Source organism: Streptomyces sp. NPDC051776, assembly GCF_040681345.1.
Lineage (GTDB): Bacteria > Actinomycetota > Actinomycetes > Streptomycetales > Streptomycetaceae > Streptomyces.
In genome coordinates, this window is the sequence record NZ_JBFAYQ010000005.1 from 156,992 (window position 1) to 182,779 (window position 25,788).

The 25,788-nt window shown below is 71.7% G+C and carries 24 protein-coding genes and 1 tRNA gene; 18 read left to right on the forward strand and 7 right to left on the reverse strand.

The window, feature by feature from the left end:
- The 5 genes from AB0M26_RS06720 to AB0M26_RS06740 form a co-directional block, all read left to right on the forward strand.
- A partial coding sequence (locus tag AB0M26_RS06720; RefSeq protein WP_365255568.1) for a lipid II flippase MurJ occupies positions 1–968 on the forward strand: 968 nt, incomplete at its 5' end.
- Positions 958–1,704, forward strand: coding sequence for a polysaccharide deacetylase family protein (locus tag AB0M26_RS06725; protein WP_365255571.1), 747 nt, complete (start codon positions 958–960; stop codon positions 1,702–1,704). The genes AB0M26_RS06720 and AB0M26_RS06725, both read left to right, overlap by 11 nt.
- 20 nt (positions 1,705–1,724) lie before the next feature.
- Positions 1,725–2,927, forward strand: coding sequence for a glycosyltransferase (locus tag AB0M26_RS06730; protein ID WP_365255873.1), 1,203 nt, complete (start codon positions 1,725–1,727; stop codon positions 2,925–2,927).
- 8 nt (positions 2,928–2,935) lie between these two features.
- Entirely contained in the window at positions 2,936–3,628 is a 693-nt protein-coding gene (locus AB0M26_RS06735) for a Wzz/FepE/Etk N-terminal domain-containing protein (protein WP_365255573.1), read from the forward strand.
- Complete coding sequence (locus AB0M26_RS06740; protein WP_365255576.1) at positions 3,625–4,833, forward strand: GNAT family N-acetyltransferase; 1,209 nt, start codon at positions 3,625–3,627, stop codon at positions 4,831–4,833. Before AB0M26_RS06735 ends, AB0M26_RS06740 begins: the two co-directional genes overlap by 4 nt.
- Positions 4,834–5,160: 327 nt before the next feature.
- Here the strand turns inward: AB0M26_RS06740 and AB0M26_RS06745 are convergent, their stop codons facing one another.
- Complete coding sequence (locus AB0M26_RS06745) at positions 5,161–6,300, reverse strand: glycosyl hydrolase (RefSeq protein WP_365255579.1); 1,140 nt, start codon at positions 6,298–6,300, stop codon at positions 5,161–5,163.
- 417 nt (positions 6,301–6,717) lie between these two features.
- Between AB0M26_RS06745 and AB0M26_RS06750 the strand changes: the two genes are divergently transcribed.
- The 4 genes from AB0M26_RS06750 (at position 6,718) to AB0M26_RS06765 (ending at position 10,963) form a co-directional block, all read left to right on the forward strand.
- Positions 6,718–7,701 carry an ATP-grasp domain-containing protein gene (locus tag AB0M26_RS06750; RefSeq protein WP_365255582.1) on the forward strand — a complete coding sequence of 328 codons (984 nt, stop codon included), beginning with the start codon at positions 6,718–6,720 and terminating at the stop codon, positions 7,699–7,701.
- An 88-nt stretch (positions 7,702–7,789) separates the two neighbouring features.
- On the forward strand, positions 7,790–8,986 hold the full coding sequence (locus AB0M26_RS06755) for an NAD(P)-binding domain-containing protein (protein ID WP_365255875.1): 1,197 nt from the start codon (positions 7,790–7,792) through the stop codon (positions 8,984–8,986).
- Between the two features lie 222 nt (positions 8,987–9,208).
- Positions 9,209–10,183, forward strand: a complete 975-nt coding sequence (locus AB0M26_RS06760; protein WP_365255584.1) for an MBL fold metallo-hydrolase — start codon at positions 9,209–9,211, stop codon at positions 10,181–10,183.
- Between the two features lie 27 nt (positions 10,184–10,210).
- Positions 10,211–10,963 carry a GPP34 family phosphoprotein gene (locus AB0M26_RS06765; RefSeq protein ID WP_365255587.1) on the forward strand — a complete coding sequence of 251 codons (753 nt, stop codon included), beginning with the start codon at positions 10,211–10,213 and terminating at the stop codon, positions 10,961–10,963.
- Between the two features lie 129 nt (positions 10,964–11,092).
- On the opposite strand, the gene AB0M26_RS06770 is transcribed toward AB0M26_RS06765, so the two are convergent.
- A tRNA-Leu gene (locus tag AB0M26_RS06770) sits at positions 11,093–11,180 on the reverse strand.
- 278 nt (positions 11,181–11,458) lie between these two features.
- On the opposite strand from AB0M26_RS06770, the gene AB0M26_RS06775 reads away from it, so the two are divergent.
- The 3 genes from AB0M26_RS06775 (at position 11,459) to AB0M26_RS06785 (ending at position 14,213) form a co-directional block, all read left to right on the forward strand.
- Positions 11,459–12,778, forward strand: coding sequence for a M20/M25/M40 family metallo-hydrolase (locus AB0M26_RS06775; protein WP_365255590.1), 1,320 nt, complete (start codon positions 11,459–11,461; stop codon positions 12,776–12,778).
- 241 nt (positions 12,779–13,019) lie between these two features.
- On the forward strand, positions 13,020–13,253 hold the full coding sequence (locus AB0M26_RS06780) for a chaplin (RefSeq protein ID WP_365255593.1): 234 nt from the start codon (positions 13,020–13,022) through the stop codon (positions 13,251–13,253).
- 135 nt (positions 13,254–13,388) lie between these two features.
- Positions 13,389–14,213, forward strand: coding sequence for a chaplin family protein (locus tag AB0M26_RS06785; RefSeq protein WP_365255596.1), 825 nt, complete (start codon positions 13,389–13,391; stop codon positions 14,211–14,213).
- Positions 14,214–14,320: 107 nt separating this feature from the next.
- On the opposite strand, the gene AB0M26_RS06790 is transcribed toward AB0M26_RS06785, so the two are convergent.
- Positions 14,321–14,509 carry a DUF5703 family protein gene (locus tag AB0M26_RS06790; RefSeq protein WP_365255599.1) on the reverse strand — a complete coding sequence of 63 codons (189 nt, stop codon included), beginning with the start codon at positions 14,507–14,509 and terminating at the stop codon, positions 14,321–14,323.
- Between the two features lie 47 nt (positions 14,510–14,556).
- Between AB0M26_RS06790 and AB0M26_RS06795 the strand changes: the two genes are divergently transcribed.
- Positions 14,557–15,252 carry a hypothetical protein gene (locus tag AB0M26_RS06795; RefSeq protein ID WP_365255601.1) on the forward strand — a complete coding sequence of 232 codons (696 nt, stop codon included), beginning with the start codon at positions 14,557–14,559 and terminating at the stop codon, positions 15,250–15,252.
- A gap of 204 nt (positions 15,253–15,456) precedes the next feature.
- On the opposite strand, the gene AB0M26_RS06800 is transcribed toward AB0M26_RS06795, so the two are convergent.
- Positions 15,457–17,403 carry a helix-hairpin-helix domain-containing protein gene (locus AB0M26_RS06800; RefSeq protein WP_365255604.1) on the reverse strand — a complete coding sequence of 649 codons (1,947 nt, stop codon included), beginning with the start codon at positions 17,401–17,403 and terminating at the stop codon, positions 15,457–15,459.
- A gap of 689 nt (positions 17,404–18,092) precedes the next feature.
- The gene (locus AB0M26_RS06805) at positions 18,093–19,076 is read right to left on the reverse strand and encodes an aldo/keto reductase (protein ID WP_365255607.1); all 984 of its coding nucleotides are present in this window, start codon (positions 19,074–19,076) and stop codon (positions 18,093–18,095) included.
- 137 nt (positions 19,077–19,213) lie between these two features.
- On the opposite strand from AB0M26_RS06805, the gene AB0M26_RS06810 reads away from it, so the two are divergent.
- Positions 19,214–20,266 (forward strand): LLM class F420-dependent oxidoreductase, encoded by a 1,053-nt coding sequence (locus AB0M26_RS06810; protein ID WP_365255610.1) that lies wholly within the window; start codon positions 19,214–19,216, stop codon positions 20,264–20,266.
- A 191-nt stretch (positions 20,267–20,457) separates the two neighbouring features.
- Here AB0M26_RS06810 and AB0M26_RS06815 read toward each other — a convergent pair whose 3' ends face one another.
- Positions 20,458–21,072: a hypothetical protein gene (locus tag AB0M26_RS06815; RefSeq protein WP_365255613.1), complete on the reverse strand. Its 615-nt coding sequence runs from the start codon at positions 21,070–21,072 to the stop codon at positions 20,458–20,460.
- A 262-nt stretch (positions 21,073–21,334) separates the two neighbouring features.
- Here AB0M26_RS06815 and AB0M26_RS06820 point away from each other — a divergent pair, with 262 nt between their 5' ends.
- Positions 21,335–22,123, forward strand: coding sequence for a ferritin-like domain-containing protein (locus tag AB0M26_RS06820; RefSeq protein WP_365255616.1), 789 nt, complete (start codon positions 21,335–21,337; stop codon positions 22,121–22,123).
- 193 nt (positions 22,124–22,316) lie between these two features.
- On the opposite strand, the gene corA is transcribed toward AB0M26_RS06820, so the two are convergent.
- Positions 22,317–23,312: a magnesium/cobalt transporter CorA gene (gene corA / locus AB0M26_RS06825; RefSeq protein ID WP_365255878.1), complete on the reverse strand. Its 996-nt coding sequence runs from the start codon at positions 23,310–23,312 to the stop codon at positions 22,317–22,319.
- Between the two features lie 64 nt (positions 23,313–23,376).
- Here corA and AB0M26_RS06830 point away from each other — a divergent pair, with 64 nt between their 5' ends.
- The 3 genes from AB0M26_RS06830 to AB0M26_RS06840 all read left to right on the forward strand — a co-directional run bounded on the left by AB0M26_RS06830 (position 23,377) and on the right by AB0M26_RS06840 (position 25,651).
- Complete coding sequence (locus AB0M26_RS06830; RefSeq protein ID WP_365255619.1) at positions 23,377–24,078, forward strand: histidine phosphatase family protein; 702 nt, start codon at positions 23,377–23,379, stop codon at positions 24,076–24,078.
- A gap of 185 nt (positions 24,079–24,263) precedes the next feature.
- On the forward strand, positions 24,264–24,857 hold the full coding sequence (locus AB0M26_RS06835; RefSeq protein WP_365255622.1) for a DUF3090 domain-containing protein: 594 nt from the start codon (positions 24,264–24,266) through the stop codon (positions 24,855–24,857).
- Positions 24,818–25,651, forward strand: coding sequence for an SCO1664 family protein (locus AB0M26_RS06840; protein WP_365255625.1), 834 nt, complete (start codon positions 24,818–24,820; stop codon positions 25,649–25,651). The genes AB0M26_RS06835 and AB0M26_RS06840 overlap by 40 nt, the downstream gene beginning before the upstream one ends.
- Positions 25,652–25,788: the final 137 nt, after the last annotated feature.

Below are 25,788 nucleotides of genomic sequence, written 5' to 3' on the forward strand. Positions count from 1 at the left end.
CGCCCGCCGACCCGCGTACGGAACAGACCGTCCCGCCCGCCGGTTCCCGTACGGGACGGAGAGACCGCGCGCCCGACCGTCCCCGGGCAACCGCACGGCGGGCCGTGCCCCCCGTGCTCGCCGTACTGGCACCCGTGGTCCTCTTCGCCCTCGGCCGCCAGTCCCAGGTGCTGGTCGAGCGGTACCTCGGATCCACCCTGTCCGCCGGCGCGATCTCGCACCTGAACTACGCGCAGAAGGTCGCCCAAGTCCCCATGACCCTCTCGCTGATGGTCGTGACGGTCACCTTCCCCCTGGTTGCCCGCGCCATGGCCGACGGCGAGAAGGAGCGGGCCCGCCGGCGCATCGAGCGCGACCTCTCCCTCGCCGCGCTGCTGGTGCTCCTCGGCGCCGCGTACGTCATCGCGTACGCCCCCCAGCTCATCGAACTCCTCTTCCAGCGCGGTGCCTTCGATGCCCAGGACACGGCCGCGACCGCGTCGGTCATGCGGGTCTACGCGATCGGGCTGCTCGGCCACAGCCTCACCGGAGCCCTCATCCGGCCGTTCTTCTCCGCGGCACGGCCCACCTGGGACCCCGCGGCGGCCATGGCCATCGGGCTGCTCGTCACCATCGGCTGCGCCCGTCTCGGCATCGTCCACTGGGGCGTCCACGGCATCGCCGCGGCCAACGCCACCGGCATCACCGTCACCATGCTGCTCCTGCTCCACGGCCTCGGCCGCCAGGGCATTGCCATCGACATCCGGCGTGTGACCGGTGGCCTGGCCCGGCTCGCCCTCGCCGCCGCTGCGGCCGTGGCCGCGGGCTGGGCCGCCGCACCCCTCGTCCCCACCGCCCTCGGCACCGCCGCGGCCGGCGCTCTGGTCGTCCCGGCGGCCTTCGCCGCCGCCGCGCTTGCGGTACGGGCGCCCGAAGTCCCCCTGCTGATCTCGTCCGCGAAACGGAAGCTGCGCCGACATGCCCGCTGAACCCTGGCTGCTGATGTACCACTCCGTGACCGGCTACACGGAGGACCCCTACCGGATCACCGTGACCCCGGACCGGCTGCGCCGCCAGCTCCGCTGGCTCGCCGGACGCGGCCTGCGCGGTGTCGGCGTCGCGGAGCTGCTGCGCGAGCGCGCCGCGGGGCGCGGCTCCCGCCTTGTCGGCCTCACCTTCGACGACGGCTACGCCGACTTCACCGAGAACGCGGTTCCGCTGCTTCGCGAACACGGCTTCCGCGCAACCGTGTTCGTCGTCCCCGGATGCCTCGGCGGCGACAACGGCTGGGACCCGCTCGGTCCCCGCAAGCCCCTGCTGACCGAGGAGGGCATCCGCGCCGCTGTCGTCGCCGGCATGGAGGTCGGCTCCCACGGCATGCTGCACGTCTCCCTGCCCGAAGCCGAAGACGCCACCCTCCGCGAGGAGACCGTCCATAGCCGTGAGCTGGTGGGCGAGATCACCGGCCGTCCCGTGCACGGCTACTGCTACGCCTACGGGCACGTCGACGCCCGCGCCATCGCCGCCGTGCGCTCCGCCGGATACGCCTACGCCTGCGCCATCGACCCCGGCCCGCTCACCGGCCCGTTCGCCCTGCCACGCATCCACGTCGACGACCGCGACACCTCCCTGCGCCTGACCGTCAAGCGGCTGCTGCATCCCGTACGACGGCGGGCCAGGCCGGGGACGACCGCCGGCGCGCCACTCGCCGGGGCCGGCCGATGAGGGTGCCGGGAAGAGCGCCACTGCGGGTGCTGCACGTCATCACCGGCCTGGGAGCCGGAGGTGCGGAACAGCAGCTGCGCCTGATGCTGCGTCACCTTCCCGTGACGTGCGACGTCATCACGCTCACCAACCCTGGCGCCGTGGCCCAGGGCATCATCAGCGACGGCACGCGCGTTCTCCACCTCGGCATGGACGGCAACCGCGACCTGTCCGCGCTTCCCCGGCTCGTCACCGCCATCCGGGCCGGGCACTACGACCTGGTGCACACCCACCTCTACCGCGCGTGCGTCTTCGGCCGGGTCGCCGCCCGGATGGCCGGAGTCGAGGCCGTGCTCGCCACCGAGCACTCCCTGGGTGCCACCTGCATCGAGGGCCGCCCCCTCACTCACGGCACCCGCGCGCTCTATCTCGCCACCGAGCGCCTCGGCTCCTCGACGGTCGCCGTCTCGGCCACCGTCGCGGACCGGCTGCGCGCCTGGGGTGTGCCCCGCGACCGTATCGAGCTGATCCCCAACGGCATCGATGCCCGGCACTTTCGCTACGACCCCGCGGCCCGCGCCGCCGCCCGGGCCCGCCTCGGCTTTCCCGAAAACGCCTTCGTGGCCGGGGGCGTGGGCCGGCTCGTACCGGGCAAGCGCTTCGACATCCTGCTGCGGGCCGTCGCCGAACTGCCCGAGGCCAGGCTGCTGCTCGTCGGCGAAGGACCCGAGCGTGCCTCCCTGGAGCGGCTGGCCGTACGGCTCGGCATCGAGCGGCGCGTACGGCTGCTGGGGGAACGCGACGGCGCCGTCGAGTGGAGTGCGGACCGCTCCGCCGACATCCCCGGACTCCTCGCCGCCATGGACGTGTTCGTCTCCCCGTCCTCCGAGGAGTCCTTCGGGCTGGCCGTCCTCGAGGCACTCGCCGCCGGGCTTCCCGTTCTGCACGTCACCAGCCCGGCGATCGACGAACTGCAGGCCGACGAGGCACCGGGAGCCCGGCGCATCGCGCTCGGCGTACCGTCCCTCGTCACCGCACTCGCCGAAGCCCGGCAGGAGCACGAGCGCGCGGGCACCCGCCGTCTGCCCGCCCCGCCGGCCGTCGCCCGCTACGACATCGCACGCAGCGCCGAGTTGCTTGCCGACCTCTACGAACGCACCGCCGCCGCCCGTCACAAGGGCGGCTGGGGCGCGTTCCCCAGCCCGTACCACCACGCCCCCGCCGTCTCCCGACCGAAAAGGTGACCGCCGCCATGACCACCGACACCGCAGTGGCCGCAGCCCCGGCAGCAGCACAACGCCCGGAACCGGGCCCGATGGACCTGATCCTCGCCCTGGGCCGGCGTCTTCCTTCCTGGTGGCCGCTCGCCCTGTGCCTGCTGCTCGGCACGCTGGCCGGCCTGGGCTACGGGGCGATGAAGACGCCGAACTACACGGCCACCAGCTACGTGGTCGTCAATCCCGAACGCGGCGCCGAAACCGCGACCGCGCTCGGCTTCGCTCACGCCTACGGCCGGGTCGTCAGCAACGCCGCGGTTCTCGCCGACGCCCAGGCGGCGACCGGCATCCCGGCCAACGAGCTCCGCAACCGCGTCCAGGCCGTGACGTCCCCCGAGGCACCCATGATCGAGATCGTCGGCAGCGACGTACGGGCGGACAAGGCGGCGACCAACGCCAATGAGGTGGCCCGGGCCCTCACCGCGTACGCCAACGCCTCGGCCGCCAGCACCGGCGTACGGCTCTCCGTGCTCTCCAAGGCACCCACCCCCACCGCTCCGGCCTCGCCCTCGATCTGGATCGCCGGTGCGGTCGGCGCCTGCGCCGGCGGACTCCTCGGCTGCCTGATCCTCCTCGTCAAGCCTTCCGGACGCCGCGGTTCCGCCTCGGTGGTTCCCGCGCCGGCGCCCTCCAAAGCGGGGCAGCCGGCGCGGGAGGCCACACGGTGACAGCCGATACCACCGCCGCCCCGGCCCGAACTCCCCCCGCAGTCAACGGGCTGACGGTGCGGCTATGCCGCGACCCGGACCGCTTCGCCTCCCTGGGGCCGGAGTGGGACCGGCTGTACCGGCGGTGCCGCACCGCGACTCCGTTCCAGACGCACGCCTGGCTCCATTCCTGGTGGCTGTCGTACGGCACGTCGACGCGGCTGCGGCTGCTGCTGGCCTACCGGGAGAACCGGCTGGTCGGTGCCGCTCCGCTGATGATGGCGTACCGTCCGCTGCCCGCGCTGGTCTTCCTCGGGGGAGGCATCTCGGACTACCAGGACGTGCTGATCGACGACAGTTGCGCGGGCGCAACGGCGGCCGGGCTGGCCGAGGGGCTGCACCGGGCCGCGCGCAGGGCCGTCGTGGATCTGCGCGAGGTACGGCCCGGCGCCGCGGCCGAGCGTGTCGTACAACTCTGGCGCGGAACGGGGAAGCAGCTCGAGGACTCGGTCTGCCTCGAACTTCCCGCTCTGCCCTTCGACGCGTTGATGCGCCGCCTTCCCGGTCCCGCCGCCCGCAGGTCGCGGGCCAAGGTGCGCAAGCTCGACTCGGTCGGCATCGAATACCGAGGCGTACCCGAACCCGAAGTGCCAGAAGCCGTCCTCGCCATGCTGGGGCTGCACCGGCTCCAGTGGCAGGGCCGAGGGGTCACCCCGGAGCACCGCAGGGCCCGCTTCGCCGAGCATCTCGTACGCGCCGTCGGGCACATGGCGACGACCGGCGACGCCCTCGTCACCGAGTACCGGCGGGGGAGTCAGGTGCTGGCGCTCGATGTGACGCTGATCTCCCCGGAACTCGCGGGCGGCTACCTCTACGGCGCTCACCCGGATCTGCGGGCGGCGAAGGCCGACATCACCACCATGCTGCTGCGCCACGACGCCGACCTGGCGGCCGAGGCCGGCCGCGGCGTGCTGAGCCTGCTGCGCGGGAACGAGGAGTACAAGCACCACTGGCGGCCGGTCACTGTCACCAATCAGCGTTTCCTGCTGGCCCGGGAGGAGATGGCCCCGGCCCTGCGGCTGTACGCCGCGCGGATCGCCGGCCGCGCCCTGCTCGCCGAGGAGGCCCGGAACCGCTTCCCCGGCCTGCTGCTGTGGCGGAGCAGACTGAACAACTGGCGTGCGGTTCCCGGCCGCAGGACCGGACCGGGCCGTCCCGCCGGCTGAGAGCCGCGTGACGTCGCACGGCGCCGGGCCGGCAGCCGCGCCCGGACCCGGGCGGGCGCCCGGGCACCCCAACGGTCCGCCCCTTCCCGGGCACCCGTACCGTCCTTGCCCGGGCACGCCTACCGTCCCGCCCCTCCCCGGCGGCCGCACGGCAAGCGCGATGCTCCCCGGTGCCGGCCCGCCGACATTGCCCGGGGGCGAGTTGTCCTGGTGCGGTGGGAGGCAAGTCGCCGGATCGGCCTGACAGCAGGCCAACGCGGATGATCGGCAATACGGCGGACGGCCGTGCCGGGGCGGCGAGCGGGGCACACCTCGGCGGGGGCGGCGCTAGCCCTTGGGCCAGTTGAAGCGGATGCACATGTCGCGTCTGCCCAGCAGCGACTCGGCCCAGGAGCCCAGATCCAGATGCATGCAGTCCGCCTCGTGCTCCGCCGGGTCGGGCTCGGTGAACTGCTGATGCCGGAACACCTGGGACGCCCTCGGATTTGTCCCGCACCGCCAGACGCCGTGCGGGCAGTAGTCCGTGATGGTGTGGTAGACGGGCGGATGCTCGGCGATCCAGTCCAGCATGTGCCGCATGTATTCAGGGTTGTCCCCGTTGCGGAAGAGTCCCCATTCGGGGTACGAGATGGGCTTGTTGTGCTGCCGCGCGAATTCCACCTGGTCCCGCAGGCCCATCCGCTGGTTGATGTGCTCCTCGAAACTCCGCCCCGGCGGCTGGTCGTAGGAATCCATGCCGACGATGTCGACCACATCGTCGCCCGGATAGCACTCGGTCCAGGGAATGGCGTCCTCGCCGCGGCTGGGCGCGAAATCGAAACGGAAACGCTGACCGGACACGGAACGCATCGTGGTGACGATGCGCCGCCAGTATGCCCGCCATGCCTCCGGATGCGGCGCGCACCGGCTGGTGTATGTGGTGCCGTTCATCTCCCAGCCCAGCACGATCACCGTGTCCGGAACGCCGAAGTTCACGAGCCTGTCCGCCAGCGTACGGAAGACCTGGTCGAACTCGCCTCCCGCGCCGCGTTCCAGAAGCTCCGCCACCTCCTCGTCCGGCACTCCCTCCTCATTGCGTTCCAGCATGGGCACGTTCAGCACGAACAGGCGGTCCGACTCCGCGCGGCGCCACCCCGACCAGGGCTCCAGCAGCGACGGGCTGCCCTCGATGTCTCTCCAGAGGTGGCCGGGAAGATAGGTGTGCCCCACCCGCATCTCGGATCCGCCCAGCCATTGCTGCATCGCCGTCATATGGGCCGGGCCCTCGGGACCGGACCCCAGGAATGCGCCCCACGGCACACCCGGTACCGGTTCCATCATCGGCGCGCTCTCGTCGAAGGGGAGACTTCCGGCAGACTCCGGGGCGGCCGGATCGGCGCCCTCCCCTATGGCAGTACCGGCGAGCAGAATTCCCACGGTGACTGCACCGAGGCATGATACGGCCAGCCTCCGAGGACGGCGCAACATTGGCTACTCCTTCCGGCGTGCAACCCGCGCGGCATGCATACCCGACGAATGCAATTGGGACGTATTCCGGAGAATTCCATCGCCCGCACGGCCTATTGATCCCGAAGGGGAGCAGTGCATCACCACACCCTTGCGCGTCCCGCCCCGCGTCCCGACCTCGACACCGATGTGCCGGCACTGCTGATCCGCCTTGATCAGAATCCGTTTCACCACGGAACCCTGGGGGCCGTCAGATCCCTCGGCCGTGCGGGAATCGAAGTGCATACGCTCGTCGAATCGGCGACGAGCCCGGTGAACCGGTCCCGGTACGTCCACCGGGCGCACCGCTGGCCCTCCGGTGGCCCGTCCACCGCACGGCTCTATATGACTCTCTGTCAGGTCGCGGAACGGATCGGACGGCGTGCTGTGCTGATCCCCATGGACGACGTCAGCGCCATCGTCGTCACCGCGCTCGAAGAGCGGCTGGCCGACTCGTACCTGATGGCCAATCAGCCAAGGGGGTTGCCCGAGCGCGTCGCCGACAAGGCCGAGCTGGCCCGGGTGTGCCGCGCCACTGGCGTACCCCACCCGACCACCGTCATCCCAGAGAGCGGCGCAGAGGCCGCAGCTGCCGCCGTCGAACTCGGAGCACCCGTAGTGGCGAAGTGGAGCAGGCCCTGGCTGCTGCCCCGCGCGGCCGGACTGCGCAGCACCACCCTGATCCACACCCCCGACGAGGCCCGCGCGCTCTACGAGCACAGCGGCCGGGCGGGCAGCAGGCTGCTGCTGCAACGACACCTGGCGGGCGGCCGGGACACGGACTGGTTCTTCCACGGCTGCTTCGGTGAGGGGTCCGTCTGCCTGATCGGCGGGGCGGGCCGCAAGGAGCTGTCCTGGCCGGTGGGAACGGGCCTCACGGCCGTCGGCACCTGGCTGCCCAACGAGGAAGTGGAAGCCACATCCCGGAAGTTGGCCGAGCAGCTCGGCTACCGAGGCATCCTCGACCTCGACTTCCGCCGCGACCACACCACCGGCACGTATCACCTCCTGGATTTCAACCCCCGACCCGGCGCCCAGTTCCGGCTGTTCACCGATGGTGCCGGGCTGGACGTCGTACGGGCGCTGCACCTGGACCTGACGGGGCGGCAGGTGGAGATTCCCATGCCCCGGCCCGGGCGGGTCTTCGTGGCCGAGAACTACGCCCTGCTCTCCGGCATGGCCACCGCCGCCGCAGCCGCTCCGCGGAGCCGGACTCGTCCTTCGGCACGCACCAAGCGCCTCTACCGCGCCCCCGAAACGGCCTGGTTCGCCTCGGACGATCCTGCGCCGTTCGCCGCCATGGCTGCGGCCTGGCTGGGGCGAGGCGGCATGAAGGGCCTGCGTCGGCTGCGGCCGCGGCCCACCGCCGTCGCGGCCCTGTGACACCGGACGCAACACCCTCCACCCGTACCACCCCGGGGCACCAGCCCCTTACGACGATCCCTTCATGACGAGAGAGCGGGAACCATCCATGTACGACCTGGTAGTCGTCGGCGCAGGCCCCTACGGACTGTCGATCGCTGCCCACGCGGCGGCGGCCGGACTGCGGCTTCGCGTGCTCGGACGTCCGATGGCCTCATGGCGGGACCACATGCCACCCGGCATGTTCCTCAAGTCGGAACCGTGGTCCTCGAATCTGTCCGACCCGACCGGCGACCGCACGCTGTCCGCGTACTGCGCCTCCCGCAACCTGCCCGCCGCCCACGGCACACCGGTGCCCATCACCACGTACACCGACTACGGGATGTGGTTCGCCCGGACCGCCGTCGAGCGCATCGACGAACAGACGGTGACCTCCGTACGCACCAGCGGCAGCGGGTTCGTGGTCATCACGGAGGACGGTGAGGCCATCCCCGCCAGGACGGTTGCGCTCGCCGCCGGAGTCATGCCCTTCGTCAACCACCCGGAGCCGCTCACCGTGCTCCCGGATGGGCTGGCCTCGCACAGCAGCCACCACAGCGACCTCTCCCGTTTCAAGGGCAAGGACGTCACGGTGATCGGCGCCGGGCAGGCCGCATTGGAGACCGCGGCCCTGCTGGCCGAGGAGGGTGCCACCGCCCGGGTCGTCGCCCGCGCGGGCCGGCTCAACTGGAACACCCCGCCGCAGCCGCTCGACCGCAGTCTGCTGCGTTCGCTCCGCGACCCGCACTGCGGGCTCGGCACCGGCTGGCCGAGCTGGGTCTGGTCCGAGATCCCGTGGGCCGTACGCCGTCTGCCCGGCCCCACGCGCGTACGCATCGCGGCCACGGCCCTCGGCCCCGCAGGTGCATGGTGGCTGCGCGACCGCTTCGAGAGCGCGGTCCCCGTCCTTCTGGGGCACCGGCTGCAGGCGGCCTCCCCGTCGTCGGGCGGTGTGCGGCTGGATCTGACCACGCCCGCGGGCGCGCGGACCGCCATCGAGACCGAACACGTCATCGCCGCCACCGGCTTCACCCCGGACCTCGCCCGGCTGGAGTTGCTGGACCGGGGGGTACGGGACGGGCTGCGCCGCGTGGGTGGTGGCCTGGCTCCGGACCTGAACGGCCGGTTCGAGTCCTCGCACCCCGGCCTATTCTTCGCGGGCCTGCTGACCGCGCCGTCGTTCGGCCCCTCGATGCGCTTCGTCTACGGGGCGGGGTTCACCGCCCAACGGCTGGTGCGCGGGGTGCGGCGCAGGCTGGGGAACTGAGCGGCGCAGGCCGGGGAACGAGCGGCGCAGCCCGGGGAACCGAGCGGCGCAGGCCGGGGAACCGAGCGGCGCAGGCCGGGGAACCGAGCGGCGCAGGCCGGGGAACCGAGCGGCTCAAGCTCGGGGGCCGAGCAGGGGAGAGTCGCGAACTGATAGACAGTCAGGGCCGCGGGCCGGGGGCCATCCCCCGCCCCGCGGCCCCCGTTCGTCACCGGTTGAACCGTGGCCGCCCCCGCATACGTCACCCCGGGCGAAGCCGTCGTCCCCGAGGAGGAGTTCATGATCACGCCCGATGCCAAGCTGGAGGAGGTCGCCGACGGTGTGTTCGCCTACCTCCAGCTCCCCGGGAGCTGGTGCCTCAACAACGCCGGATTCCTGGTCGGTTCGCCGGAAGGGGACACTGTCCTCATCGACACCGCGGCCACCGAGACACGGGCGCGGGCCCTGCGCGAGACCGTCGTCGCCACCTGCGGTCGGATGCCGGGCCTGCTCGTGAACACCCATCACCACGGCGACCACACCTACGGAAACCACCTCTTCACACCGCACGCCCGCGTGATCTCCCACCCCCGCTGCCGCGAGGAGATCCTGCGCAACGGCCTGGATCTGCCCGCGCTCTGGCCCGATGTCGTCTGGGGCGACATCGTCGTGACCCCGCCCTCGGCGACGTACACCGACCGTCTGACCCTTCACACACCGGCGTACGACATCGAGCTGATCCATCCCGGCGTCGCCCATACCGCGGGCGACACGGCCGTATGGCTGCCCGAGCAGAAGGTGCTCTTCGCGGGCGACCTGATCTTCTCAGAAGGCACCCCATTCGTCTTCATGGGCTCGGTGACCGGCTCCATCGACGCCCTCGGTCTCCTGCGCGAACTCGGCGCGGAGACCGTCGTTCCGGGACACGGACCGGTCTGCGGTCCCGAGGTCTACGACACCGTGGAGCGCTATCTCATGTGGATCCGGGGCCTGGCCGAGGAGGGCAGGGCGGCGGGGATCGCCCCGCGCGAGGTGGCGCTGGAGGCGGATCTCGGAGAGTTCGCAGCGCTGGGGGAGCCCGAACGTCTGGTGATGAATCTCCACCGGGCGTACGCGGAACTCGACGGCGTACCGGGCGGTGACCCGCTTCCGTTCCCCGCGGCTCTGGCCGATGCGATCACCTGCAACGGGGGCCTTCCGCCGGTGTGCAACGCTTGACCGGCCGGACGGCCCACCACCGTACCGGTGCCGGCCGTCCACCGTCGATCGTCCGCCGGCCGGTCGAAGGAGCCCGTCATCGAGCCGTACCGGGGCACGCTGCCCGAAGAACTGCTGCTGCTCGCCCATGATCCGGTCACCGGGCGGGAGCTGAGCCGCGCCCCGTACATCGAGTACGGCGTGGCGGGCGCGATCCTCGCCGAGCTGGAACGGGCCGGGCGGGTCCGTGCGGACGGCGGGCGCCTGGGCCTGGTGGACCCCGCCCACGTGGGGGACCCCGGACTCGACTGGGTGCTGGACGTGCTCTGCCGTCAGGGCGCCGCTGCGGGACGGGGTATCGGTGCACGGGTCTGGATACGCGACGCCGGGCTCCATGTCGTGGAGATCTACCGGAACGGGCTCGTGGCCTGCGGGGCGCTCCGCGTCGAACGGCGCCGGATGCTCGGCGTCTTCCCGTACGACAGGTACCCGGTGGGCGAGGTCGACTGGACGACACCGGTGCGCGAGCGCGTGGACGGGGCGGCCCGTTCCGGGCAGGCCGACACCGGGACCCACCTGCTCGCCGGGCTCGTCGCGGCGACGGGGATCGACGAGGAGTTGTACCCCGGGTTCGTAGCCCTTCGTCTCCGGCGCACGTTGGACGGGTTCGCCGACGGGGAGCGGACCGCCGACACCGTGCAACGGCTGGTGGAGAGCGACGAGTCGGCGCGAACCAGGCGGGCGAGGCGCACGCGGTTCGGCAGCGGGGACGGCGGCAGCAGCTTCGGCGGGGACGACTGAGAACCGGGGGCGGTTACAGGGGTCGACCCCATCTCAACGCGACAACGCTGCGATGCGGCAATGCTCAACACTGCAATGCGTCAACACTGCAATGACGAAAGACCCCAGCAGATGCTGGGTTCCCATCAGTGGTGTCCGAGGGGGGACTTGAACCCCCACGCCCGATAAAGGGCACTAGCACCTCAAGCTAGCGCGTCTGCCATTCCGCCACCCGGACAAGGTGCTCGGCGTCCGGCCCGAGGCCGTTCCGACGGAGAAAACCATAGCAAACATCGGGCCGCGCCCGATCACCCGGCCGGGCAGGCGGTTGCCCAACCCGCGGCCACCGCCCGGGGCGGCGCGACGCCTGCACCCCGCGGACCGTGACGGGCGCATGACGGCGGTATGACGGCCTTGGGCTGCGGCGCCGGGCGGGGGAGTATGGCCGTGGACCCCGTCGTGGGGGCCGGTCCTTCGAGCCCGGCCGCCCGCGGCAGCGAACCACGAGGAGGCAGCGTGAGCGAGTCGAGGCCGGCCCCCGCCGGTGAGGACGAGGTCGTCGACCTGTGCCGGGACCTGATCCGGATCGACACCAGCAACTACGGCGATCACTCGGGCCCCGGAGAGCGCGCCGCCGCTGAGTACGTCGCGGAGAAGCTCGCCGAGGTGGGACTCGAGCCGAAGATCTACGAGTCGCGTCCGGGCCGTGCCTCGACGGTGGCGCGGATCGAAGGCGAGGACCCCTCGCGGCCGGCGCTGCTCATCCACGGTCACACCGATGTCGTCCCGGCCAACGCCGAGGACTGGACGCACCACCCCTTCTCGGGCGAGATCGTGGACGGCTGCGTCTGGGGCCGCGGCGCGGTCGACATGAAGGACATGGACGCGATGACCCTCGCGGTCGTACGGGACCGGCTGCGCAGCGGCCGCCGCCCGCCGCGCGACGTCGTCCTCGCCTTCCTCGCCGACGAGGAAGCGGGCGGGGTCTTCGGCGCGCGGCATCTGGTCGACGAGCACCCGGACCTCTTCGAGGGCGTGACCGAGGCCATCGGCGAGGTCGGTGGATTCTCCTTCACGGTCGACGAGAGCCTGCGGCTCTATCTGATCGAGACCGCCCAGAAGGGCCTGCACTGGATGCGTCTGACGGTGGACGGCACGGCCGGCCACGGCTCCATGACCAACAGCGACAACGCCATCACCGAACTGTGCGAGGCGGTTGGCCGCCTCGGTCGGCACCGGTTCCCGGTCCGGGTGACCAAGACCGTACGGTCGTTCCTCGACGAGCTCTCCGATGCGCTCGGCACGCCGCTCGACCCGGAGGACATGGACGCGACACTGGCGAAGCTGGGCGGCATCGCGAAGATCATCGGGGCGACGCTGCGCAACACCGCGGCCCCGACCATGCTGGGCGCGGGCTACAAGGCGAATGTGATTCCGGGACAGGCGACCGCCCATGTCGACGGCCGCTTCCTTCCCGGGTACGAGGAGGAGTTCCTCGCCGACCTCGACCGGATCCTGGGCCCGCGGGTCAAGCGCGAGGACGTGCACGCCGACAAGGCGCTCGAGACGAGCTTCGACGGCGCGCTCGTCGAGGCCATGCAGTCGGCGCTCCGGGCCGAGGACCCGATCGCCCGGGCCGTCCCCTACATGCTCTCCGCTGGCACGGACGCCAAGTCCTTCGACGACCTCGGCATCCGCTGCTTCGGCTTCGTGCCGCTCAAGCTGCCGCCCGAGCTGGACTTCCCGGGGATGTTCCACGGCGTCGACGAACGGGTGCCGGTGGACGGCCTGAAGTTCGGCGTGCGTGTTCTGGATCGCTTCCTCGATGCCTGCTGAGCGCGGATCGGATCGGCTCCGGATGGGAGCCGGGTAGAGCTCGGATCGGACTGAGGCTGACCGAAGAGCGAGCCCCATCCGCGAATACTTGTCCGCTGAAACGATGAGCCGTCGATCTCAGATTCGTATAGTGCTCACTGGAAAGGGTGAACGCCAAGTCGGCCCCGTGGCCGAGTTCCCCCATCCTCGTTACAGGCAGTGCGGTCCTGGCTGGGACCGCATTTGCCAACAAGGAGGAAGAATGATCAAGAAGGTCGTCGCTGTCGCGGCTGCCACCGGCGGTCTCGTGCTCGCCGGCGCAGGGATGGCAGTTGCCGACTCCGGTGCTCAGGGTGCTGCGCTGCAGTCCTCGGGTCTGGGGTCCGGCAACAGCGTCCAGGTGCCGGTGCACGTGCCGGTGAACGCCTGCGGCAACACGGTCTCCGTGATCGGGCTGCTGAATCCCACCGTCGGCAACGCGTGTGTCAATGCGTGAAGTTGTGCCGCACCCGTGAGGGTGTGATCCCAGGCCCCGGAGTGCACTCCATGTACTCCGGGGCCTGGGAATTGGCGAGCGGGCATTCGTCCGTGAGCATTTCCGAATGGCGATAGGCAGCAGGGGAGCGAACCTATGCGAAAGGTCGCGAGAAAGAGTCTGATCACCGTTGCGGCAGCGGGCAGTGTGCTGGCCGTGACCGGTGGTTACGCGTACGCGGATGCGGACGCACACGGAGTTACGCGGAACTCTTCGGGCTTCGGTTCCGGTAACTCGGTCCAGGCGCCCGTGCACGTTCCGATCAACGTCTGCGGCAACACGGTGAACGTCGTGGGGCTGCTGAATCCGGCCGGCGGCAACAAATGTTCCAACGTCTCCCGCGGCAGCGGCGGGTCGCACCATGGCGGCAACGGCGGATCGCACGCCGGCGGCAGCGGTTCGTCGGCCGAGGGTGGGGCCAGCAACTCGTCCGGCCTCATCTCCGGCAACTCGGCGCAGGTGCCGGTGGACGTTCCGGTCAACGCCTGCGGCAACAGCATCGGCGCCGGAGCCGGTAACGACGCGTCGGACAACAAGTGCACCAACACTTCCGACGACAAGCCGGACGAGCCCGGGTACCCGAACGAGCCGGGCAACCCGAGCGAGCCGGGCAACCCGAACGAGCCGGGCAACCCGAGCGAGCCGGGCAACCCGAACGAGCCGGGCAACCCGAGCGAGCCGGGTAACCCGTCCCAGCCGGGCGACGAGGACAAGCCGAGCCCCGGAAAGCCGGGTGACGAGGGCGGGTCCGAGGCGAAGCCGTCGACGGAGCACAAGCCGCAGGGCAGCGCCGTCCAGGGCACGGAGGAACTGGCCGAGACCGGTGCCGGCACGCTCGCCGCCACCGGTGCCGCGAGCGCCGCGATGCTGCTCGGCGGCGTCGTGCTCTACCGCCGTGCGCGGTCCGCGTCCCGGTCGTAAGGCTCAGGACCGGTAGAGATCGGTACGTGACGGAGATCGGTACGTGACGGAGCGGGTCCCGCGGATGCGGGACCCGTTTCGTTTTCACTGTGCGTCACAGGACGGGTTCACCAAGTGGCGCGCGGCTGCCGGATGATCCGGCGGCGCAGACGGACGCGTCGGCTGCCGTCCGGATTCAGCCGTAGCCGCTCCAACTCCCAGTGTCCGTACTCGGCGTGGTCGGTCAGCAGGCGCGTGGCAGCCTTGCGGGAGACCCCGCGCGGCACGTACACATCGCGAAATTCATATTCCGGCATCGAATCTATTGTGCGGGTAGTGCCCGAGTACGGATAGCGTCTGCACTATGTCTGATGCTGCGCAGCCGACCGCTGCCGAGGTACGCGCCGCCGCCGAGGCGGTCAAATCCGCGCTGGACCGCCACCTCGACGCGGTCGAGAGGCGGTCGGGTGACGACGACCCCGTCGTCTACACGGCCTTCAACGAGCTGGCCGCGGCGGCCGAGACGTATGACGAGCTGCTGTACGAGGCCTACGACGAGGTCACACCCTTCGAGATCCCGGGCGACGGCTCGATGCCCGCCTACACCGGGCCGGAGGAGCCGAACGCGATCAGCGTACTGATCCGCCGGGACTATACGGTCACCGAACCGCAGCGGCTGCTGTCGCAAGCGCAGCGGGTAGCCGACCTCGACCCGGACGTGGAGCTGGGCGGCTCCGGGAAGAACGGCTCCGAGGGCGGGGCGGGGGCCGGCGTTTATGCAGCCCTCGGCGTGCTCTTCGGGGAGTACGAACCGGACGAGATCGCCTCCCGGCACAAGGAGTTCGGTCTCGAAGAGGGCGACTCCACGCTGTGGGTGGCCGCGGTGGACGAAGCCGCGGACCCGGGGGAGTGGCTGAACGCGCCCTTCGACCAAGCGGATCCGGAGCGGGTCGTCTGCCGCTTCGATGTCAGCGCGGTCTTCGACGACGAACTGGACGACGAGGAGGACGAGGAGGACGAGGAGGACGATGAGCTGGAGCCGCTCGACTCCGAGCGGTAGGTCTCGTCCTCTGGTCACCGTCTCCGGCGCGGCGACAGCGGCCGGCCGGCAGTGGCGGACCCGGCACTGCACCCATGCCTACGGCTTCGTGCTCCCGCGCCTGCGTGTCCCGTCGGCCCCGCCCGTCGCCATGATGGACGACGAGGGTCGGATGGGCGACGGGCGTCGAATGGGTGGATGACCAAGACCGCCGCCGGCCGGGGCTCATCCGGCCGGCGGCGCGCTGCTCCGCAGCAGGGCACGCAGCCGGGTCGTGCGCTCCTTCACCGGCACCTCCGCGACGGCCCGCGGCAGGGCCCCCTCCGCACCCTGCACCACCGACAGATGCCGCTCACCCCGGCCGAACGCGGTGTAGACCCAGGACCGCGTCAGCGCCTGGCCCGCGTCGCCGGGCAGTACGACGACCACGGCCGGCCAGCGCATGCCCGCCGCCTGGTGCGCGGTCAGCGCCCAGCCGTGCCGTACGGTGCCGCTCACCCGCTCGCGCGCCACGATGATCCGCGACCCCGCGCAGTCCAGATGGAGACCCTGGGTGTCGGCCGCGATCACCTTGCACGGCAGGGTCCGGCCAGGCGTCGGCGTGTAGGCCACCCGGTCGCCGGGGTCGAAGCCGCCGAACCGGCCGGGGCCGGGGTTGAGCCGTTCCTTGAGGGCTGAGTTCAGGGCCCGGGTGCCCGCCGCGCCGCCGTGCCCCGGCGTGATCACCTGGGTCAGGTCGGCGGGTACTCCGATGGCGCGCGGCACCGAGTCGGCCACCAGTTGCACGGCGCGGTGCACCGCTTCACCGGCGTCCCGCACCGGGACGATCACCACTTCCTTGCCGGGCGCCCCCACCTGGGCCAGCTCACCGATCCCGATGCCGGACACCAGCTCGCCGATCGGACCGGGGTCGGGCGTACGGGAGGCGATCTGGGGGCAGGTGCGGGCCGCGAGCAGATCGGCGAACACCTTGCCCGGACCGGCCGACCAGAGCACCCCAGGGTCTCCGCTGAGGATCAGCCGCGCGCCGTCGGGCAAGGACTCCACGAGCATCGCCGCGGATTCCACATCGAGCTGCGGTGCGTCCAGCACGGCCAGGACGTCGACGGCGAGGGCGCCGTCCGCGTCCCGGCCGGGCCCTTCCGTTCCCGCGAGCAGCCCGGCGACCGTGACCGCCCCCGGGCCCGATCCCTTCCACCCGGCCGGGGCCAAGTCCCGCCCGGGATCGGGGGCTTCGTCGGCGGCGAGACCCGCGGGCTCGGTGTCCAGGAGCTCCTGCAGCCGCCGGCGGCCGTCCTCGGTGTGCGCCGCGGCGTAGGCGCGAAGACCCAGCGCACGGGCGGCTGCCACCACCGAGGCGGGCTCCGCGCGGGCCGCCTCGCCGCCGGTGTGCGCGACGAGACCGTGGCCTGCCACCGTCCGCAGCAGTTCGGCGGCAGAGGGGGAGGGAGCGGTCCGGACGGAGGCCTGCCAGTCGTCTGCGGACGGCGTCCCCGGAGTGGCCGCGCCGCCCGCCTCCTCCGCGCCGGAAGCCGAACCGGCTTCGGGCACAAAGGTGTTGACCAGCCGAGCGAGTCCGTCGGCGAGGCTCTCCTCGGCCAGGGCGAAGCGGTCGAGCCCCACCAGGACCCGTACGGGCTGTCCTTCGGCCTCCTCGTCCTCGGAAGCCGCCTGTGCCGGGTCGGAGCCAGGGGCGTCCAAGGCGTCCTGGAAAACCAGCACCCCGGCGTCCGCGATCGCCGCCCGCAGCGCCGCCTCCGGGTCGGGCACGGACCTCTGAGCGAGAGCCGAGGTCAGAGCCGCGGGCTCCAGGGCCGTGTGCCCTTCGAGGGCGGCGCGCTCCAGCAGCCACTGGACGAGCGCTCGCGCCCGTCGGTCGTCGGCGGGGCCGCAGTCGGCGCCGAGCAGGGCGCGGGCGAAGCCGTCGGCCTGCTCGGGCCTCACCCCGGGCACGGCGAGAAGCTGCCAAGGGTCCTCGCGCAGTGTCTGTGGCGCGCGCTCGCCGAGCACATCGAGCACCTTGTCCGCCAACGCGTCGGGAGCGCCGCCTGCATTGAGTACCTCGCGCACCGTCGCGCTCCGGGCGAGCCGCTCCGCGGGTGGCAGGCCGGCGGACGCGGAGGGCGGTGCCGCGGTGGCCGGGCTCCCGCCCATGCCACCGGCCGGACTCACGCCTCCCGGAACGGGTACGGAACCTCCGGGCCCTCCGGTCCCGGACGCGGTGGTGCCCTGTCCGGACGCCGGGCTGCCCGGCCCCGATGCCGAGGTGCCCGTTCCGGAGGCGGACGTGACCGGTCCTGACGCCGAGGTGCCCGTTCCGGACGCCCTACCGGGCGGCCCGCCGGGCGCACGCCCGGGCTGCTGTGCCCCCTGTGCTGAGCCCGCTCCGCCGGGCCGGCTCTGCTCGGTGAAGAACGAAGCAGCGGACCGTTCGCCGCTCTCCACCGCCCGTACGGCGGCGGCCAGTGCGTCCACGGCGGCGGACCGCCCCGTCGCACCTGTCCCGCCTGGCGGCCCCTCCCCTCCGGATCCCCCCGACTCAGCATCGCTCGATTCGACGCCCCCCGACTCAGCACCGCTCGGTTCAGTCCTGTTCGATTCAGCGCTGTGCGGTTCGGCGCTCCCGGCCTCGGTGCCACTCACTTCAGCGCCGTCCCGTTCGGTGCCACTCGCTTCAGCGCCGTCCCGTTCGGTGCCCTCCGCCTCCGAGCCGCTCGAAGAATCGGCTCCCGAGCCCGGGCGGGATTCCGTCCGCTCGCCGGACGGGAGGTCCGCGTCCGCGGTCGTCTCCCGGCGGTCCCGGCGATGATCGGCCGGGCGGTCGGGCGTCCGCGCGGATTCGTCTGCGCGGCGGTCCGTGGTCACAGCGTGCTCCAGTCCTGGTCGGGATAGCGGTGCAGTGGCGCCGATACGTCGTCGAGCGCTTGGCAGATCTCGTCCGGAAGCGTAAGCGCCTCCACTGACAGCGCCGCTATGAGCTGCCGTGCGTTCCGTGCGCCCACGATCGGGGCCGCCACCCCCGGCCGGTCGCGGACCCACGCGAGTGCCACCTCCAGCGGGCTGGTGGCAAGGCCGTCCGCCGCCGTGACGACGGCGTCCACGACGCGGCCCGCCGTGTCGTCCAGATACGGGGCGACGAACGCGCCGAGGTCCGGCGAGGCACCCCGCGAGTCCGCGGGCGTCCCGTGCCGGTACTTGCCCGTCAGCACACCTCGTCCCAACGGGGACGACGGCAGCAGTCCCACGCCCAGGTCCAGCGCCGCGGGGAGCACCTCACGCTCCACGCCCCGCTGCAGCAAGCTGTACTCCATCTGCGTGCTCGCCAGCCGGGCGTGCGCCCCGGGCGCGGCGAGCTGCCAGGTGGCGGCCTTGGCGAGCTGCCAGCCACAGAAGTTGGACACCCCGACGTAGCGCGCACGGCCGCTGCTGACTGCGATGTCGAGCGCCTGCAGCGTCTCCTCCAGCGGTGTCCGGTAGTCGAAGGCGTGGACCTGCCAGAGGTCCACGTGATCCGTGCCGAGGCGCTCCAGCGAGGCGTCCAGTGCGGAGAGGAGATGGCCGCGCGAGCCGTCGAAGCGGCGGTCGGGATCCGGGACGCTGCCCGCCTTCGTCGCGATGACGAGATCACGGCGCGGCACCAGGTCCTCAAGGAGGTGCCCCAGCAGATACTCGGCGCCCCCGTCCCCGTACACATCCGCGGTGTCGACGAGCGTCCCGCCGGCCTCCCAGAACGCCTTGAGCTGGTCCGCGGCGTCATGCTCGCCGGTGTCCCGCCCCCAGGTCAGGGTGCCGAGCCCGATCCGCGATACGCGAAGGCCCGTACGGCCGAGGTGCCTCTGCTCCATGGCCCCGACATTACTGGCCCGGCCACGGCCCGAGGCGGCCTGTGGACAACCCCGCACCAACCCGCCGCTGACGGATCCGGGCATCGCGCGCTAGAGTCCGCGGAGCAGGTACGTTACTGATCGGTAAGGGGAGCGGCATGCGGCTCGGGATCAACCTCGGCTACTGGGGCGCCGGAATGGACGCCGACAACCTCGCGGTCGCCCGCGAGGCCGACAAGCTCGGCTTTTCCGTCTGCTGGGCTGCGGAGGCGTACGGCTCCGACGCGCCCACCGTGCTCGCCTGGGTCGCCGCCCAGACCGAGCGCATCGACATCGGCTCCGCCATCTTCCAGATCCCCGCCCGCGCCCCCGCCATGACCGCCATGACGGCCGCCACTCTCGACTCCCTCTCCGGCGGCCGGTTCCGGCTGGGCCTCGGGGTGTCCGGCCCGCAGGTTTCCGAGGGCTGGTACGGCGTCAAGTTCGACAGGCCGCTGGCCCGCACCCGTGAGTACGTGGAGATCGTCCGCAAGGCGATGACCCGTGAGCGCCTGACACACGAGGGCGAGCACTGGACCCTTCCGCTGCCCGGTGGCCCCGGCAAGCCGATCAAGCTCACAGTCCACCCGGTGCGCGAGGACATACCGCTCTACATCGCCGCCATGGGCCCCAAGAACCTCGAGCTGACCGGCGAGATCGCGGACGGCGCGCTCGTGCTGTTCTGTGCGCCCGAGCACGTCGAGGAGACCTCGCTCGGCCACATCCGCGTGGGCCGTGAGAAGGCGGGCAAGACGCTCGACGGCTTCGATCTCGTCCCGACCGTGCCCATGGCGGTGGGCGACGACGTGGACGCCCTGGCCGACCTCTTCCGGCCGTACACCGCCCTCTACGTCGGCGGCATGGGCAGCGCCAAGCAGAACTTCTACAACAAGCTGGCGCAGCGCATGGGTTACGAGAAGGAGGCCGCCGAGATCCAGGAGAAGTACCTCGGCGGCGACAAGGGGGGCGCTGCCGCGGCCGTGCCGAAGCAGCTCATCGACTCCACGACGCTGCTCGGCCCGGTCGAGCGAATCGCCGACCGTATGCAGGCCTACGCCGAGGCCGGCGTCACGACTCTGTCGCTGGCCCCGGCGGGCTTCACGCGCGACGAGCGTCTGGCCTCGCTGCGGGCCGGGGTGGAGGCCTTGGAGCGAGCGGGGCTGGCCGAGTAGCCGCTGGGCCCGGCGCACGGATCGGCCCGGTGGCCGGGGTTGCCCCCGGCCACCGGGCCGTCCGCGTTCGTCGAAGGACCGGATACGAGACGAAGTCCCGTGGATCGTAAGGGACTTCAAGGGAACGCCAGGGGGCTCGGGGCGGGCCGAGGGCAAGCCGGGCGCGGGGCACCCGGTGCCGGAAGCGGGCGTCAGCCCGGAACCAGACGTCCCATCAGCCGTCCGAAGGCGATCAGCCTGGCTATCTGCCCCGCCCCTCCGTCGTCGAGCGACTTGCTGAAGCGGAACGCCTCCGGCCTGAACCGGGCGGTCGACAGCGGAGTTTCGGGGTCGGCACCGGGCACCGTGTTCATCTCGTGGGGCGTGCCCGTCGCCAGCACCACGTGCACCCCCCGGTCGATCCGGCGTCCCGACGCGTCGCGCCCGACCAGGGTCCGCATACCCACATGACGGATCGAGGCCAGCGGCAGCACCTGCACCGAGGAGTCGAGGATCGTGCCGTCCTCGTCCGCCATTTCCTCGCTGTGCCACAGGATGAGCCGCCGTCCGTCGCAGACCGCGGCTTCCTGCCACACGGACGTGCCCGCCTCGGACAGGTCCACCACCCGCTCCAGGGTGAATCCGCGGACGCGGTGTCGTCCCAGGACTCCGGCGATCGCATCGAGCGCGACATCGGCGTGCAGGAAGTAGGCACGCGCCGCCTCGTCCAGACGTTCGTACGGCGACCAGTCCGAGCTCGCGGGCCCCAGGCGACGTGGTGCGGGCCGGCTCTTCGCTGCTCTGCTGAACTTGCCCACCGGTGTCACAACCCCCTCCAGGCTCGGAATCACCCTACCCAGAGGTGGCGGGGGGAGAGGCTGAGAGGTTTCCGCGGCCGTGGTGGGGGCTCGGGGGTCTTCCCCGCCACGGCCGTCACACAGCACAACGCGCGGCCGCCCCCCGGGGTTACGCGCCGCGGCCGGACTTCTCACTCCTCCTTTCGGCCGAGCACGCCGACTGTGCTGTTGCCGGACCTCCCGCCTCCCCTTTGACTTTTTCACTGCGGACGTCCGTACGGAGGTGGCAGTGATGCTCTCGGCCCGAAGCATGTTCCAGGAGATCCTCGACAACGACGAGTCGTTCCGGCTGTTCTGCTCCATCGCCGCCAGTGGCGAGTCGCAGGGCGGCTGGGAGAACGCGCGGATCGCCGCACTCGTTCCGGAGTCCCAGCGACGGCTGGCACCCAAAATCGTCCGGCACGGGGCGGACGAGGACAAGCACGGGCGCATCTTCAACGCCCTGCTGCGCAAGCGCGGTCTGGATCCCGTCGACGTACCCGGCGAAGCCGACTACACCATGCTCCTGGAGAAGCAGGGCATCGGGCTGGCCCACGACAAGCTGCGTGCCGACGCACCGCTGACCGAGTACGACATCGTCTCCTACCTGGCGCACAGCCGGGTCACCGAACAGCGCGCGTCCGAGCAGATGCGGCTGCTGTGCAAGCACTTCGCCGAACACCCGGACCTCGGCCGCGCGGTGAGGATGATCTCGAACGACGAGGACAACCACCTCGCGTACTGCCACGAGGAACTGCTGCGCCTCGCCGCCGCGGGCCACAGCCGGAGGATCCAGCGGATCCTGCGGCAGAGCGCGATGGCCGAGATCCGGGTCTACCGCGATGTCAGCCTTGCATTCATGACGCACATGGGCCGCATCCTGGGCTGGTCCGGGCCGAAGGTCGCGGTGCTCATGACCGGGATCCACCTGGTGTACCTGTTCGAGCGGCTCTTCGGCTGGCGGCGGATGGTGACGCTGTCCATGCCGGAGCGGCGGGACGCGCTGGGCGGCCCGGCCACGCCGGCCACCGAGTTCGCCTGAGGGTGACCGCCGCGCTTGCGGGGCCGGTGCCACGCGTGGCACCGGCCCCGCAGTACGGCCATGAAGACCGTGGGGCTCGCGCTGCTCGTACGGTTCCCGCGACCGCTGCTTGTACGGTTCCCGCGCCCCGTGCGGCCCGCCTCCCCTGTGACGCCGATGCGGTCCCCACGGAACCGGCGGCGTGTCAGTACAACTAGAGCCAGCCGCGCCGCTTGAACAGGCGGTGCAGGCCGATCACCACCACCGCCATGAGGGCCACCGTGGCCGGGTAGCCCCACACCCAGTGCAGCTCCGGCATGTGGTCGAAGTTCATGCCGTAGATCCCGGCGATCGCCGTCGGAACCGCGACCATCGCCGCCCAGGCCGAGATCTTCCGCATATCGCTGTTCTGCCTTACGCCCATCTGCGCCAGGTGCGCCGAGAGGATGTCGGAGAGCAGCCGGTCGAAGCCCTCGATGTACTCACTCGCGCGCGTCAGATGGTCGGAGACGTCCCGGAAGAACGGCCGGGAGGGTTCGCGGATGAACGGGACACCGGTGCCGGAGAGCCGGGCCATCGGCTCCGCCAGCGGCCCCACGGCCCGGCGGAACTCCACCACCTGCCGCTTGAAGTGGTAGATCCGCGCCGCCGTGGTCCCGGTGTCGCCGCCGCCCGTCGGGGCGAACACATCGGCCTCCAGGGCGTCCAGATCGAGCTGCAGCTCCGAGGCCACGTCGATGTAGTCGTCCACCACGGCGTCGCTCACCGCGTACATCACCGCGGTCGGGCCGTGCTTCAGGACCTCCTGCTCCGCTTCCAGACGCTGCCGCAGCTGAGCGAGCGGGGAGCCCTCGCCGTGCCGGACGGTGACCACGAAGGAGTCACCGACGAAGACCATCAGCTCGCCCGTGGTGACGGTGTCGGTGTCGTCGTCGTACATCACCGGCTTGAGCACGAGGAAGAGGGAGTCGTCGTAGACCTCCAGCTTCGGCCGCTGATGTGCCTTGAGCGCATCCTCGACGGCCAGCGGATGCAGCCCGAACTCCGCTGTCACCAGGTCGAACTCCTTCTCCGTCGGCTCGTGGAGACCGATCCAGAGGAAGGAGTCACCCTCGGCACGGGCCTGGTCGAGGGCGTCGGAGAAGTCCGCCGGTCCCTCGGTGCGGCGCCCGTTCCGGTAGATGGCACAGTCCACGATCACGCAGCGCATTCTCCCTCGAAGCCCCGCGATGTGCACGGGCCGCCCGGTCGCGCGAGCCCGTAGGGTGGCAGACATGCCCACGCTGATCCTCGTACGGCACGGCCGTTCCACCGCCAACACCGCGGGCGTGCTCGCGGGCTGGACGCCCGGCGTCGCCCTCGACGAGCGGGGTGCCGCACAGGCCGCGGCACTGCCCGGGCGGCTGGCCGGTCTGCCGCTGGCCGCCGCCGTCACCAGCCCGCTGCAGCGCTGCGAGGAGACGCTGCGGCCGCTGCTGGACGCCCGCCCGGAGCTGCCGCTGCACACCGACGAGCGCATCGGCGAGTGCCATTACGGCGCCTGGACCGGGCGCAAGCTCGAGGAGCTGGCGGACGAGTCGTTGTGGACGACGGTCCAGCGGTACCCATCGGCCGCCGAGTTCCCGGGGCCCGACGGTGAATCCGTACGGGCGATGCAGACACGGGCCGTGGACGCCGTACGGGAGTGGAACGCACGGATCGAAGCGGAGCACGGGGCCAACGCCGTCTACCTGATGTGCTCGCACGGCGACATCATCAAGTCCCTCGTCGCCGATGCGCTCGGCCTCCATCTGGACCTGTTCCAGCGGATCTCCGTCGAGCCCTGCTCGGTCACCGCCATCCGCTTCACCCCGGTCCGCCCCTTCCTGCTCCGGCTGGGCGAGACCGGGGACTTCCGCGCACTGGCCCCGGACGGCGGCGCGGCGCCGGGGGCGGAGGGCGATGCGGCCGTGGGCGGTGCCACGGGCGCACCGTGATCGCCGCGGGCAGTAGGGTGGACGGGCTGCGCTACGGGGTACGCGGGAGCTGCGTGCACGCCGTCCACCCGAGACCCACCGACCGATTCGGACCGTTCAGACGTACAGACCGACCACACGTACAGACCGTTCAGACCACAGACGCCGGACAGACTCCGCAGCGATGACATAGAGGAGAGCAGGACGTGGCCCGTCAGGTGTACCTGTACGACCCGCCGGACCGCTTCGTCGCCGGTACGGTCGGGCTGCCTGGCCGCCGGACCTTCTTCCTCCAGGCCAGCGCGGCCGGCCGGACGACCACGGTCGCCCTTGAGAAGACCCAGGTCGCCGCACTCGCCGAGCGGATCGACGAGCTGCTGGACGAGGTGGTGCGGCGCACCGGGGGCAACGCGCCCGTGCCCGCCGTCGCCCCCACGGAACTCGCCGACAGCGAGCCGCTCGAGGTGCCCGTCGAGGAGGAGTTCCGGGTGGGGACCATGGCGCTCGCATGGGACGGCGAGGAACAGCGCATGATCGTCGAGGCCCAGGCGCTCGTCGAGCTCGAGGCCGAGACCGAGGAGGACCTCGCCGAAGCCGAGGAGCGGCTGCTGCAGGACGAGGAGAACGGTCCGCCGATGCTACGCGTCCGGCTCAGCGGGCCACAGGCCAGAGCGTTCGCCAAGCGGGCGCTGGAAGTGGTCAACGCCGGCCGCCCGCCGTGCCCGCTGTGCAGCTTGCCGCTCGACCCGGAGGGACACGTATGTCCGCGCCAGAACGGATACCGCCGCGGGGAAGCCTGACGGAGGACTCCGCGGTGTGCGAACTGCTCGCCGAGGGCGAGCTGACCGTGCGCGGACGGATCAGGGAAGCGTCGAACGCGGTGCTCCACTGCGCAGTCGAACTGGACGGCCGCAGCGCCGCCTGCGTCTACAAGCCCGTCGCGGGGGAGCGTCCGCTGTGGGACTTCCCGGACGGGAGCCTGGCGCGGCGCGAGGTGGCGGCGTACGAGATCTCCCGCGCCACGGGATGGGGACTGGTGCCGCCCACGGTGCTGCGCGACGGCCCGTACGGCGAGGGCATGTGCCAGCTCTGGATCGAGGCCGATCCCTCCGAGGAGCTGCTCGCGCTCGTCGAGGGCGAGGAGCCGGGGGAGGGGTGGAAGGCCATCGGTTTCGCCGAGGTCGCCGGAGGCGGGGCGGCGCTGCTGGTGCACGCGGACGACCAGCGGCTGCGGCGGCTCGCCGTCCTCGACGCGGTGATCAACAACGCGGACCGCAAGGGCGGCCATCTGCTGCCGACGGTGGACGGTCGGCTGTACGTGATCGATCACGGTGTGACGTTCAACGCCGAGGACAAGCTGCGGACGTTGCTGTGGGGATGGGCGGCGGAACCGCTCACCGACGAGGCGCTCGAGGTGCTGCGGCGGCTCTCGTCGGACCTCGACGGGGACGGCGCTCTGGCCGCCCGCCTCTCCGGCCTGATCACCTTCGAGGAGCTCGACGCCCTGCGTACGCGGGTGGGCGGGCTCCTCCGAACGGGCCGTCACCCCGAGCCGAGCGGTGCTTGGCCCGCCGTTCCCTGGCCGCCCGTCTGAGGCCGCGGTGCCCGGTGGGGCGCTGGTCCCGGCGCCGGCGCCGGGACCAGCGCGTCCCGCGCCGCCCCGACTCCCGTTGCCGCTCCGCCTCCGCCCCCGGGACCGACGTTGCGGTCCTACGGACCGGCACATCCTGC